This is a genomic window from Nocardia sp. NPDC059229 (assembly GCF_042754165.1).
Taxonomy (GTDB): domain Bacteria; phylum Actinomycetota; class Actinomycetes; order Mycobacteriales; family Mycobacteriaceae; genus Nocardia.
Genome location: NZ_JBHZAK010000008.1, coordinates 208,667 through 220,961 on the forward strand (window position 1 = coordinate 208,667; position 12,295 = coordinate 220,961).

The following is a 12,295-nucleotide window of genomic DNA, read 5'->3' on the forward strand; positions in this document are numbered from 1 at the left end:
CGCCGGTTCACCGCGTGCCCTGGCCGACCAGCGCGGCGACGGCATCGACATTGCTCTTGTCCACGAACGCGGGGCCGGTCTGCACCGGATGGCCGCCGCCCACGGTGTTCAGGTTCGATTTGTAGAGCTTCAGCATCACCACCGGCAGATAGCCCTGCTCGTACTGCTGCTGATCGACCGCGAACAACAGCGTCCCGGCCCGGATCGCGCTCACCACATCGGAATTCAGGTCGAAGGTGGCCACCGTCGCCTTCGATGCCGATTCCCGCACCGCGTCCACCGCGCGGGCGGCGATCTGCGAATTCAGCGTCAGCACCGCGTCGATGGAGCGATCGGCCTCCAGCGCGCCCTTGATGCGCGACTGCACATCGGTCGGGTTGTTGATGTCCACCTGCAGCGTGGTCGCGGCCCCGAAGCCCTGGGTGGCGCCGGCGCAGCGTTCGTTCGCGCCGACATTCCCGGCCTCGTGGATCACGCACAGCATCTTGTGTTTTCCGGCGTCGGCCAGCCGCTTCCCGGCGGATTCACCGGCCAGGCGCTCGCTCTGGCCGACGTGGCCGATGGCCCCGAACTGAACGCTCTCGGCCTCGCCGGAGTTGATGGTCACCACGGGAATCCCGGCGGCGACGGCCTTCTCGACCGACGGCTTCAGCGCGTCCGGGTTGGCCATGGACACCACCAGACCGTCCACGCCCTGGGCCACGGCATTGTCGATGAGCTTGGCCTGCTGGGTCGGATCGCCCGAGGAGTTGTACTCGACCCGGACGCCGAGGTCCTTCCCGGCGGCTTCCGCACCGTTCTTGACCACGTTCCAGAAGGCGTCACCGGGCGAGCCGTGGGTCACCACGGCCACCGACTTCAGGGTGCCCACCACGACCGGGGCCTGGGCGGGTCCGGTGACATCGGCGCCGGGGCCGCTGCAGGCGGCGAGCACGGCCGCCGCCGCGAGCCAGGGCGACAGGCGCAGCCAACGGGGGCGGCGCGATCGGGAGATTGCGGACATCGTCGTCGTCACCTCCCACTAGATCCGAGCCGAGGCGAGACCAGCGCCGATCTCGGCCAGGTGTCGCAGACTTCGCCGAGCGTCACCCGTCGGGCCCTCGGCGGTAGCGCCGGGACGCAATGCGGTGTCCTGCTCGATCACGTACCAGCCCCGGTATCCCCCCGCGTGCGCCGCGCGGACCAGGGCCGCGATATCGACATCTCCGGCACCCAGCGGAACGTAGAGCCCCTGCCGGACGGCCTCGCTGTATTCGATACTGCCGCTGCGCACTTCGGCGGCCACGGCCTCGCGGACATCCTTGAGGTGGATGTGCCCGACGCGATCCGCGTGACGGCGGACCAGATCGACCGGGTCGGTGCCGCCGATGAGCAGGTGCCCGGTGTCCACACACAGGTCCAGCCCCGAGTCGGCGAGAAAGCGATCGACCTCGGCGGCCGTCTCGACGTGGGTGCCCACATGCGGGTGCAGGGCGACGTGCAGGCCGTGTGCGGCGGCGATCTCGCCGACCGCGGCCGCGGTGTCGATGAGTGTCCGCCATTCACCATCACCGAGGGATGTCCGGGTGTCGTACCCGTCCTGCCCGGTGGCGGCGGCCAGCACCAGGATCTCGGCGCCGGCGGCCGCGAACCGCTCGGCCGCGGCACGGGCGGCGGTGACGGCCCGGTCGGGTTCGCGGTGCAGCGCCAGGGCGAGGAAGCCGCCGATCGGCGCAATACCGTAGGTGCTCAGCGTCTTTCGTAGCTCGACGGGGTCGTCGGGTAGGTAGCCGGGCGGGCCGAACTCGGTGGCGGTGATGCCGAGCCCGGCCATCTCGGCCAGGACGATGTCCGGTTCCAGGACATGCCCCCAGCCGGGGACCTCGCAGACTCCCCAGGAGATCGGCGCGGCGGCGACGCGCAAGGGGGTGATACGCAGTGGATGGAGCGGTTCGGTCATCGGCACTTCCCAGACCCGTCGTTGGCCATCGGTGAGGCTCGTTGGAGCGCTCCAACAATGTAACCTGGCTCACTCCGGTGTCAAGGGTTCGACATGTGCCGAAAAGTAGTGCCTAGACACGGAAAACACTGTCTTCCAGGCGAAATGGCGCCGGATACCGATGTCCGGAATATCCGATTAGAGCGCTCCATTGCCTCGGGCCACGGCAACGCTGTACCGTGCGACACACATCGATACCGACGGGAGGCGACCATGACCAGACCGACCATGGAGGACGTCGCCGCCCGCGCCGGCGTCTCCCGGGCGCTGGTCTCGCTGGTCATGCGGAACTCCCCCAAGGTCAGCGAGCACCGCCGCCGCGCAGTGCTCACCGCGGCCGCCGAACTCGGCTACCAGCCGCACGCCATGGCGCGGTCGCTGGCCAGCCGCACCTCCAATATCGTCGGAGTCATGGTGTCCGACCTGCGCAATCCCTTCTTCGCCGATGTGGTCGAGGGCATGGACGAGGCGGCGCGGCAGGCCGGGCTGGAGCTCATCCTCAATACCGGCCGCCGCAGCGCGACACGGGAACGGACCGCGCTGGAGAGCCTGCTCGGCTTCCGCCCGGGCGGCGTCATCCTGCTCTCCCCGGTGCTGCCGGCCTCCGCCATTCGCGACGCGGCGGCACGCTGCCCGGTCGTCCTGGTCTCGCGCACCTCCACCAGCCCGGCCGTGGACACCGTCAACGACGACGGCGAGCTCGGCGCGGCACTGGCCGTGAATCACCTTGTCGCCCTGGGGCATCGGCGCATCGTGCACCTCGACGGCGGCGCGGCCTTCGCGGCGCCCCCGCGGCGCAAGGGCTACACCGCCGCCATGGCCCGCTACCACCTCGAACCCATGGTGATCCCCAGCGAGCACACCGACGAGGCGGGCGCGGCCGCCGTCCGCACTCTGCTGAACATCTTCTCCCCCAGTACTTTTCCCACCGCACTGGTGTGCGGCAACGATTTCAACGCCGTGGGCGCGATGGCCGCGCTCGAACAGGCGGGACTGCGTGTGCCCGAGGACGTTTCGGTCGTCGGGTACGACAACACCTCGCTGGCGGCGCTGCGGCACGTCGCGCTCACCACCATCGACCAGCCGCGCACCCGCATCGGCGGGCTGGCCGTGGAGGCCCTCACCGAGCGACTTCGCGCCGACCGCACCGACCCGGTGCGCAAACGCCTGGAGCCGTCACTGGTCGTCCGCTCGACCACCGCCCCACCCCGCGACTGACAGGAGCCATCGCCATGTCCCCGATCACAGTGGGCCTCGCCGGCACCGGCCGCATCGGCACCTCCCACGCCGAAACCCTCAGGGCCCTACCGGGTGTGGGCGCGGTCATCGTCACCGACACCGATGCCGAACGCGCCCGCGCCGCCGCCGACAAGCTCGAGGTGGAGTACGCGCCCGATATCGAGGCGCTCTTCGCCGCCGGTATCGACGGCCTGGTCATCACCACCGCCACCGATTCCCATCCGGCCCTCATCACCGCCGCCGTCGACCGCGGCATCCCGGTCTTCTGCGAAAAGCCCATCGCCGCGGACATTCTGGGCACGCTGCAGGTGGTCGAGCGCGTGGAGCGCTCGACCGTGCCGGTCCAGATCGGCTTCCAGCGCCGCTTCGACGCCGGGTACCGGGCCGCGCGCGCCGCCGTCGCCGCCGGGGATCTGGGCTGGATCCACACCCTGCGTGCCACCACCCTCGACCCCGCGCCACCGCCCGCCGAGTACATTCCGCGCTCCGGCGGCCTGTTCCGCGATTGCGGCGTCCACGATTTCGACATCATCCGCTGGGTCAGCGGCCGCGAGGTGGTGGAGGTCTACGCCACCGGATCCAATCGCGGAGACCGGTTCTTCGCCGACGCGGGCGATGTCGACACCGCCGCGGTGGTGCTGCGCCTCGACGACGGCTCACTGGCCAATGTCGCGCTCAGCCGCTACAACGGCGCGGGCTACGACGTGCGGCTGGAAGTGCTGGGCTCCAAGGGCAATGCCATCGTCGGGCTCGACGAGCGCGCCCCGCTGCACTCGGTCGAACCCGGCCAATCGCCGTCGGGCCTGCCCGCCTATCCGGGCTTCATGGACCGTTTCCACGCCGCCTACACCGAGGAGCTGGCCACCTTCCTGGGCGTGATCACCGGCCGGCTGGCCAATCCGTGCCCGCCCGCCGACGCCCTGGAGGCCTTCTACATCGCCGAGGCCTGCGAGCTGTCCCGGCATCAGGGCAGGCCGGTGCGGCTGGCCGACATCCGCCGCTGAAACTTCGGCTACCGCAGCGCGGCCTCCCCGTTTACCCTTCGGTGTGCCCGGTGATCACAGCGGGACCACCGAGACGAGAGCTATTGGGATGAGCGGCAATTCGATACCACCGGGCTATCATCCGCAGGACGAGCTGTGGACGCAGGACACCGTCGTGTTCGACGCGGTGCGCGACGACCACGACGGGCGGCAGGCCGGGCCCGGCGGCGGCCGGCCGCGGAATTCGCAGGCCAGCCGGTACCTGATCATCGGTCTCACGGCCACGATCGTCGTAGCGCTGCTGGCCATCGGCGGCCTGCTCCTGTCCGGCCACGGCGGCTGGAACGCGGCCCCGAACGCCACGAAGGGCCCCGCGCCGACGCGAATCGTGCTCACGACCACCACACCCGCGTCACCCACGACGACCGCACAGGCGGCCGAGGTGACCACGGCGCCCGACACGACCACTGCCACGACGACGACCACCACCACCACCACGACGGCCACGACGACCAGCGCGGCCGCGGTCAGCGGGACCTGCACCCAGGCCGGTCAGACCGCTGTCGCGGGCGACGGATCGGTCCTGACCTGCAATGTGGCCGGAGACGACACGCTCCGCTGGCTGTCGGTCAGCACGCCCTCGCTCGGATTCCCGTGCAACGCGACCGAGGCCGGGACCTTCGGCTACGCCCCGAACGGCACCCAGCTGCTGTGCTCCCGCCGCGCGGGATCGACCACCCCGACCTATGTGTGGGACAGCCCGGGCCCCGTGACCAGCGGAACGCACGAGCCCGGCACGATCTGCAATCTCAAGAAGGACGTGGTGGCCAAGTCGTCCAGCGGCCGCGCCGTCACCTGCCTGCCCACCAACGGAAACAACAACGGCAACTACGTCGGCGCGTGGAAACCCGTGTCCTGAGACCGATTTCCTACAGGGTGACGACGCCCAGCTGGATCAGCTGGGTGAGGGTGTCGGCCACGCCCCACACCTCGGCGATCCGGCCGTCGGTGAAACGCATGATGAAGATCTCGTTGTACCGCACGGCTTTCCCGGTCGCCGGGCGGCCCAGGAACGCGCCGTCGTTGGTGCCGGTGACGACGGTCCGGCCGACCACCTTGTCGCCCTCGGCGATCATGTCCACGACGTCCAGCTTGATGTCGGGATAGCCGGTCACGAAAGCACGCATGATCTGGTCGAGCCCCGCCGCGCCCGGATGGTCCACCGGGAACGGAACATTGAGGATGGCGTCCGGCTGGGTGATCTCGTGGATGGTCTTCGAGATCAGTTCGGTGTCACCGGTACCCACCACGTCGTGCAGGAGTTTGAAGGTCGCCTTGTTCTGTTCTTGCTCCATGCCCCATGAGACACCGGCGGGCGCCGGCCCGTGACAGGCCCTACTGTGACCGCCATCACCGCCGGTCAGGGTGTCAGCTCACCAGCAAACCGACAGCGAGACCCGTCATGATGAGGGCGATCACCGAATCCAGCACCCGCCACGCGCGCGGTTTCGCGAAGACCGGGGCCAGCAGCCGGGCGCCGAAACCGAGCGAGACGAACCAGATCAGGCTGCCCGCGACGGCTCCCGCGGTGAGGAACCAGCGATCCGGGGTGGCGTAGGTATTGGCGAAGGATCCCAGCAGCACGACGGTGTCCAAATAGGCGTGCGGGTTGAGCCAGGTGACGGCCAGGCAGGTGGCCACGGCCGCGCCCAGCGCGATGGGCGCGCCGCCGCCCGCGGACAGGGCCGAGGCGGAGAACGCGCGCTTGGCGGCGAGGGCGGCGTAGCCCAGCAGGAAGGCCGCCCCCGCGTACCTGGCGATGGTCATGATCATCGGGGCCGTGTTCACGATCGCCCCGAAGCCCGCGACACCCAGGGTCATGAGGATCACGTCGGAGCCGATGCACACCGCGACCACCGGCAGGACATGCTCGCGCCGGATCCCCTGACGCAGTACGAAGGCGTTCTGCGCGCCGATCGCCACGATGAGCGACAGGCCGAATCCGAGTCCCGAGATGGCCGCCAGGGCCGCCGATGATGCGTTCACACGCTCGAAAGTAGGGCAGGCGTCCAGCACCAGACCAGCTAAAGATTCTGAGGCACCATTACGATTTCTTACTATGGATCTGCAGCTCGACCAACTGCGCGCCCTCGACGCCGTCATCAGCGAGGGCACCTTCGACGCCGCCGCCCGCAGGCTCAGCGTGACGCCCTCGGCAATCAGCCAGCGCATCAAAGCGCTGGAGGACGCCGCGGGCCGCATCCTGGTGCAGCGCACCAAACCGGTGCAGCCCACCGAATCCGGGCTGACGATGCTGCGGCTGGCCCGCCAGATCCAGCTGCTCACCAGCGATACCGCGCGCGAACTCGGCGACGTGCACCAGCCCGGCGCCGCCCGGGTGGTCATTCCCATCGCCGTCAACGCCGATTCACTGCAGACGTGGGTCATTTCCGCGCTCGGCCGCGCCGCCGCCGGGGTGTCGTTCGACATCCATCGCGAGGACGAGGAACACACCACCCGCCTGCTGCGCGACGGCACCGTCATGGCGGCCATCACCTCCACCGCCGCACCGGTGCAGGGCTGCACGGTGCGGCGGCTGGGGGCCATGCGCTATCGGCCCATGGCACAGCCCGCCTTCGCCCGCACCTGGTTTCCCGACGGCGCGAATGCGAAATCGTTCGCACACGCGCCCGTGGTGCTGTTCGACCGCAAGGACGATCTGCAGTTCCGGCTCCTGCGCCATTACACCCGCAAGCCCGTGGATCCGCCCCGGCATTACATCCCATCCTCGGCCGGATTCAATGACGCGGTATGCGCCGGTATGGGCTGGGGCATGATCCCCGACCTCATGATCCGCCCCGAGGACGAGCTGATTCCGCTGGATGAGAAGGTATTCGTAGATGTCCCGCTCTACTGGCAGCAATGGCGGCTCGATTCCCCGGCACTGACCCTCGTGGCCGCTACGATCGCCGAGGCGGCCGGGCAATCCCTGTTGTGAAAGGCCACAGGTTGCGATCGGCCACAAGGAGATTCGTTTTCCGTCACCCGGGGTAATAGATGACGTGGGCGGGGTCGGATGCGATAGTCGAAGGCATTGCGGTTTGCCAGGAAGGAATTTCGTTGTCCCAAACTGTGCGCGGCGTCATTGCACGCTCGAAGAACGCCCCGGTGGAAGTCACCGACATCGTCATCCCGGACCCGGGTCCGGGCGAGGCGGTGGTGCGGGTGCAGGCCTGCGGGGTGTGCCACACCGACCTGCACTACCGCGAGGGCGGCATCAACGACGAATTCCCGTTCCTGCTCGGGCACGAGGCCGCCGGCATCGTGGAATCGGTGGGCGAGGCCGTCACCGATGTGCAGCCCGGGGATTTCGTCATCCTGAACTGGCGGGCGGTGTGCGGTTCGTGTCGCGCCTGCCGCAAGGGCAAGCCCTGGTACTGCTTCTCGACCTTCAACGCCTCCCAGCCCATGACACTCACCGACGGGACCCCGCTCACCCCCGCGCTGGGCATCGGCGCCTTCGCGGAGAAGACCCTGGTCCACGCCGGGCAGTGCACCAAGGTCGACCCGAGCGTGTCCCCCGCCGCGGTCGGGCTGCTGGGCTGCGGTGTCATGGCCGGGCTGGGCGCGGCCATCAATACCGGCGGGGTCAGCCGCGGTGACTCGGTCGCGGTCATCGGCTGCGGCGGGGTCGGCAACGCGGCCATCGCGGGTGCCAAGCTGGCGGGCGCGACCACCGTGATCGCGGTCGACATCGACGAGCGGAAGCTGGAGTGGGCCACCGGATTCGGGGCCACCCACACCGTCAACGCCGCCAAAGACGATGCGGTGCAACGGGTTCAGGAACTCACCGACGGCTTCGGCGCAGACGTGGTCATCGATGCCGTGGGCCGCCCCGAGACCTGGAAACAGGCGTTCTACGCGCGCGATCTGGCCGGCACCGTGGTGCTGGTGGGCGTGCCGACACCGGAGATGACCCTCGAGATGCCGCTCATCGACTTCTTCTCCCGCGGTGGATCGTTGAAGTCCTCGTGGTACGGCGACTGCCTGCCCTCACGCGACTTCCCCTACCTCGTCGAACTCTACAAGCAGGGCCGGCTGGACCTGGACGGGTTCGTCTCCGAGACCATCGCGCTGGACGAGGTCGAGGCGGCCTTCACCAATATGCATCACGGCGACGTACTGCGCTCGGTGGTGGTGTTCTGATGGCGCACATCGACCACGCCGTCACCATCGGCACCTTCAGCCTCGACAACGAGACCTTCGACGTCGACAACAATGTCTGGGTGGTCGGCGACGACCTGGAGTGCGTCGTCATCGACGCGCCCCACAATGTCGAGGCGATCCTGGATGTCATCGGCACCCGCAAGGTCAAGGCCATCCTGGTCACCCACGCGCACGACGACCACATTCGCGTCGCGCCCGAATTGTCCAGGGCCACCGGCGCTCCCGTGCTCATGCATCCCGACGACCTGGTGCTGTGGCAGCACACGCATCCGGAGACCAGCCCCGACGGCGAGCTGTCCGACGAACAGGTGATCGAGGTCGGCGGGACCGAACTGCACGTGCTGCACACCCCGGGGCACGCCCCGGGCGCGGTCTGCTTCCACTCCCCCGACCTGGGCGTGGTGTTCACCGGTGACACCCTGTTCCACGGCGGGCCGGGTGCGACCGGTCGGTCCTACTCGGACTTCGGCACCATCGTCGACTCGATCGCCGACCGCCTGCTCACCCTGCCGCCGGAGACCCTGGTGCACACCGGGCACGGCGAATCCACCACCATCGGCGCGGAATCCCCACAGCTCGAGGAGTGGCGCGCCCGCGTGAACTGACCCATCGCGGCAGCAGGACCGGTCCGGCGCAGGTCGCCGGACCGGTCCTCTGTCAAGGTCCCCAACCCGCCCCGCACTGCGGCGCGCCAGCCCCGGACACGCCGGATTCGCCTGTTTCGCAAGCTCATTCTCAAGATTTTCCCGGTGAACCGGCGCCTAAAGTTGTCCATGAGAAAACTGACAGCCGCTCTGGCCTTGACGTTCGTGCCGCTTCTCGCCGTGGGGTGCTCATCAGGTTCGGACTCCGTGAGCAAGAGTGACGTGCAGACGAAGGCCACCAGCTTCTACAAGGACAAGTCGCACGAGGACGCGAAAACCGTGACCTGCGACGGCAGTCTGCCCGCCAAGGTGGACGCCACCCAGACCTGCACCGCCACCTCCGCCGACGGGCAGACCTGGGCGATCAATGCGAAGGTCACCAAGGTCGACGGCAAGGACGTCTACTACGACCTGAACCTGACCGACGCCTTCGTCGCGCCGGACGACGTGGCTTCCAGTGTCTCGAACTTCTACCAGTCGAAGGTGGGCGCCGCCCCGCAGTCCTCCACCTGCAACGGCCTGCTGCGCGGCGCCACCGGCTCGACCATCCGGTGCGTGGTGACCGAATCCAACGGCACCCGTTGGGGCGTCACCGCCAAGACCACCAACGTGGAGGGCTCGAAGGTCAACTACGACATGATCGTCGACGACCAGCCGATGCCCTGACACCGGGGACTATCGGCACGTATAGAGCGTGGCCTCGGCCAGTTCACCCACCACGTCCGAGAGCTGGCCGCGGATTCGGAAGGCATTGAGCTGACGCCGCGCCCCGTTGCCGCGCGCCAGGAGCGCGGCCACGGTGTCGGTGACGAAGGTGAGGTCGTCCAACTGGTCCAGGGCGGGCCGGATGCGGTCGATGAGCCGGGTCAGCAGGTCCTCCACCGGGACGGTGCGCCCGTCGAGCGGATCGATGGCGGCCCCGTCGATGCCCTCGTGCGCCGCCTTCCAATATGCCGCGCGCAGTGTGTCTTCCGCGACGACGGGCACGGAATCGGTTGCGCGGGCTGTCATTGCGCAGGCGCGCACCAGGCTGGCCAGCAGCGCCGACTCCTCCACGGTGGCGGGCACATCGCTGACCCGCACCTCCACCGTCGGAAAGGTGCTGGAGGGCCGCACATCCCAGTAGACCATCTTGCGATCCAGGATGACGCCCAGCGACAGCATGGACTCCACGGCCCCCTCGAACTCCGCGACCGAGCCGAAGTAGGGCGGCGGACCGGCGCTGGGCCAGCGCCGCCACAGGATGTGGCGCCAGCTGTGGTAGCCGGTTTCGACGCCGCGGTAGATCGCCGAGTTGGCGGTCAGCGCCAGCAGCAGGGGCAGCCAGGGCCGCAGGAAGTTGCTCACCTGCAGCGCGGCGGCTCGGTCCGGCACCGCGACGTGCACGTGGCAGCCGCACAGGCTCTGTTCGTGCGCCAGCCGGCCGAAGCTCGCGGCGATCCGGCGGTAGCGCGCGGTGGCGGTGACGGCGAGTTCGTCGGGAATCGTCGGCGGTACGGCCGCGGCGAGCAGCAGCGCATCGTTCTTCTCGGCGCAGGCCGCGGCGCCGCGCCGCAATTCCCGCAGTTCCCGAAGCAGTTCACCGGTATTCGTGTGCACGCGGGTACTGGTCTCCACCTGACACCGCATGATTTCCAATTGCAGGTGCATGCCGAAATCCGCGGCGGTCCGGGCGACGTCGGCATTTCTGCCGACCGGCGCGCCACTGCGCGGATCCACGAGGAGGAACTCCTCTTCGACACCCACTGTCGGCGGGGCTTCCACCAATCAGGTGTACCTCACCGGGGACGTGCCGACACCTGCCGGAATGGTCTCTCCGGTCCGCGGCCGGCCGGGCCCCGAGCGCGCCGCGGCCCAGAACTGTCGGTCAGGTGGGTCACAATGCCGGGTATGGCATACGACGAGGAGCTGGCCGACCGGATTCGGGACGCGCTCGGGCCGGAACTGGTCAATGTGGTCGAGAAGAAGATGTTCGGCGGCCTGGCGTTTCTGGTGGGCGGCAATATGGCCGTCGCGGCCAGCGGCAAGGGCGGGCTGATGGTGCGCACCGATCCGGACACCTCCGCGGCGCTGCTGCGGGCGGGGTCGGTCGAGCCGATGGAGATGGGCGGCAAGAAGATGCACGGGTGGCTGCGCGTTACCACCGCGACCGTCGCCGACGACGATGTGCTCGACGAGTGGGTGCGGCGCGGGGTCGACTTCGCCAAGTCGCTACCGCGAAAATAGGGGCAATCGATGTGTGCCGGGGCACAGCTCCGGCGCGACTGTGGCCGGTTTCACCGAATGGCCAGCTGCCGCAAGAGGTTTGCCGGGTTCCGTCACCCCTTCTTTACACCGCACCACAGTCGGGGAAACCTGCGTCCAGCACTGTGGTGAACATGAGGCAAACCGAGATTCATACGCTGGCCTGCGAAGTCTGCGGTCGTCTGCCTCATCCGAAACGAACCCGCATGGCGCTGGCCAAACTCGCCGCGGTCTTCCCGGTCGAGCTCGCCCTGCACGCCCTGGTCGTCCATCTCGAACTGCCCTATCTGGCAACGGTTTCCGTGCTCGCCGTCGCCGCCACCATCCTCGTCATCTGGGTGGTCGAACCCGGCGCCATGCGCTATTTCGGCCGCTGGCTGCACGCCCCGGAACTGCGCCACCGCCACCGTCTCGACAGCGCCGAACGGCTCTGGCGCATCCGGGTGCACCTGGACAACAAGCCCGGGCGGCTGGAACTGCTGGCCAAGCAGCTCGCCGACCGGCGGGCCAACATCCTCGCCGTGCACGTGCATCACCTGGAGAACGGCGTGCTCGACGAGCTGGTGGTCTCCACACCGGCCGAGATCGGCCCGCAGCGGCTCACCCAGGCCATCGCCCGCGCGGGCGGGGTCGCCGCCGGCATCTGGCCCGCGTCGGCGCTCACCCTGGTCGACGGCCAGACGCGCGCACTGGGACTGGCCGCGCGGGTGGCCGCCGACCCCGCGGAACTGCCGCTGGTGATCGCCGAACTGCTGGGCGCACAATACGTTCCGGATCCGGACCCGGGCCGCGTACCCGGCAGCACCCTGCTCGAGATCGGTCCGCACGACGATCTCGCGGCCATGACGTTCCTGCGTACCGGGGAGCCGTTCACGCCCGCCGAGGTCGCCCGCGCACACCGGCTCACCGATCTGGCCCTGGTCACCGCCCAGCACTGACCTGTCACCAGCGGATTCCCTTCGCGCATCCCACCATTCAGG

Annotated in this window: 14 protein-coding genes; 9 read left to right on the top strand and 5 right to left on the bottom strand. The window is 68.9% G+C overall.

Annotated features, from left to right (window positions below; genetic code table 11):
• Window positions 1-7 precede the first annotated feature (7 nt).
• Complete coding sequence (locus ACFXHE_RS20360; RefSeq protein ID WP_379385147.1) at window positions 8-1,003, bottom strand: sugar ABC transporter substrate-binding protein; 996 nt, start codon at window positions 1,001-1,003, stop codon at window positions 8-10.
• Window positions 1,004-1,021: 18 nt separating this feature from the next.
• Window positions 1,022-1,939 carry a TIM barrel protein gene (locus ACFXHE_RS20365; protein ID WP_379385149.1) on the bottom strand — a complete coding sequence of 306 codons (918 nt, stop codon included), beginning with the start codon at window positions 1,937-1,939 and terminating at the stop codon, window positions 1,022-1,024.
• 252 nt (window positions 1,940-2,191) lie between these two features.
• Here ACFXHE_RS20365 and ACFXHE_RS20370 point away from each other — a divergent pair, with 252 nt between their 5' ends.
• The 3 genes from ACFXHE_RS20370 (at window position 2,192) to ACFXHE_RS20380 (ending at window position 5,119) form a co-directional block, all read left to right on the top strand.
• On the top strand, window positions 2,192-3,196 hold the full coding sequence (locus tag ACFXHE_RS20370; protein WP_354846398.1) for a LacI family DNA-binding transcriptional regulator: 1,005 nt from the start codon (window positions 2,192-2,194) through the stop codon (window positions 3,194-3,196).
• Between the two features lie 14 nt (window positions 3,197-3,210).
• On the top strand, window positions 3,211-4,221 hold the full coding sequence (locus ACFXHE_RS20375; protein WP_379385151.1) for a Gfo/Idh/MocA family oxidoreductase: 1,011 nt from the start codon (window positions 3,211-3,213) through the stop codon (window positions 4,219-4,221).
• Window positions 4,222-4,309: 88 nt separating this feature from the next.
• Window positions 4,310-5,119 carry a hypothetical protein gene (locus ACFXHE_RS20380; protein ID WP_379385153.1) on the top strand — a complete coding sequence of 270 codons (810 nt, stop codon included), beginning with the start codon at window positions 4,310-4,312 and terminating at the stop codon, window positions 5,117-5,119.
• A 10-nt stretch (window positions 5,120-5,129) separates the two neighbouring features.
• Here ACFXHE_RS20380 and ACFXHE_RS20385 read toward each other — a convergent pair whose 3' ends face one another.
• Window positions 5,130-5,555: an ester cyclase gene (locus ACFXHE_RS20385; RefSeq protein WP_379385155.1), complete on the bottom strand. Its 426-nt coding sequence runs from the start codon at window positions 5,553-5,555 to the stop codon at window positions 5,130-5,132.
• 73 nt (window positions 5,556-5,628) lie between these two features.
• Entirely contained in the window at window positions 5,629-6,246 is a 618-nt protein-coding gene (locus tag ACFXHE_RS20390) for a LysE/ArgO family amino acid transporter (RefSeq protein ID WP_379385157.1), read from the bottom strand.
• 73 nt (window positions 6,247-6,319) lie between these two features.
• Between ACFXHE_RS20390 and ACFXHE_RS20395 the strand changes: the two genes are divergently transcribed.
• The 4 genes from ACFXHE_RS20395 (at window position 6,320) to ACFXHE_RS20410 (ending at window position 9,737) form a co-directional block, all read left to right on the top strand.
• The gene (locus ACFXHE_RS20395; protein ID WP_379385159.1) at window positions 6,320-7,198 is read left to right on the top strand and encodes a LysR family transcriptional regulator ArgP; all 879 of its coding nucleotides are present in this window, start codon (window positions 6,320-6,322) and stop codon (window positions 7,196-7,198) included.
• 122 nt (window positions 7,199-7,320) lie between these two features.
• The gene (locus ACFXHE_RS20400) at window positions 7,321-8,406 is read left to right on the top strand and encodes an S-(hydroxymethyl)mycothiol dehydrogenase (RefSeq protein WP_379385161.1); all 1,086 of its coding nucleotides are present in this window, start codon (window positions 7,321-7,323) and stop codon (window positions 8,404-8,406) included.
• On the top strand, window positions 8,406-9,032 hold the full coding sequence (locus ACFXHE_RS20405) for an MBL fold metallo-hydrolase (RefSeq protein WP_379385163.1): 627 nt from the start codon (window positions 8,406-8,408) through the stop codon (window positions 9,030-9,032). Before ACFXHE_RS20400 ends, ACFXHE_RS20405 begins: the two co-directional genes overlap by 1 nt.
• Before the next feature lie 168 nt (window positions 9,033-9,200).
• Window positions 9,201-9,737 (top strand): DUF4333 domain-containing protein, encoded by a 537-nt coding sequence (locus tag ACFXHE_RS20410; protein WP_379385164.1) that lies wholly within the window; start codon window positions 9,201-9,203, stop codon window positions 9,735-9,737.
• Window positions 9,738-9,746: 9 nt separating this feature from the next.
• Here ACFXHE_RS20410 and ACFXHE_RS20415 read toward each other — a convergent pair whose 3' ends face one another.
• Window positions 9,747-10,835: a glutamate--cysteine ligase gene (locus tag ACFXHE_RS20415; RefSeq protein WP_379385166.1), complete on the bottom strand. Its 1,089-nt coding sequence runs from the start codon at window positions 10,833-10,835 to the stop codon at window positions 9,747-9,749.
• Window positions 10,836-10,961: 126 nt separating this feature from the next.
• On the opposite strand from ACFXHE_RS20415, the gene ACFXHE_RS20420 reads away from it, so the two are divergent.
• Window positions 10,962-11,297 carry a TfoX/Sxy family protein gene (locus tag ACFXHE_RS20420; RefSeq protein ID WP_379385167.1) on the top strand — a complete coding sequence of 112 codons (336 nt, stop codon included), beginning with the start codon at window positions 10,962-10,964 and terminating at the stop codon, window positions 11,295-11,297.
• 152 nt (window positions 11,298-11,449) lie between these two features.
• Entirely contained in the window at window positions 11,450-12,253 is an 804-nt protein-coding gene (locus ACFXHE_RS20425) for an amino acid-binding protein (protein WP_379385169.1), read from the top strand.
• Window positions 12,254-12,295 lie beyond the last annotated feature (42 nt).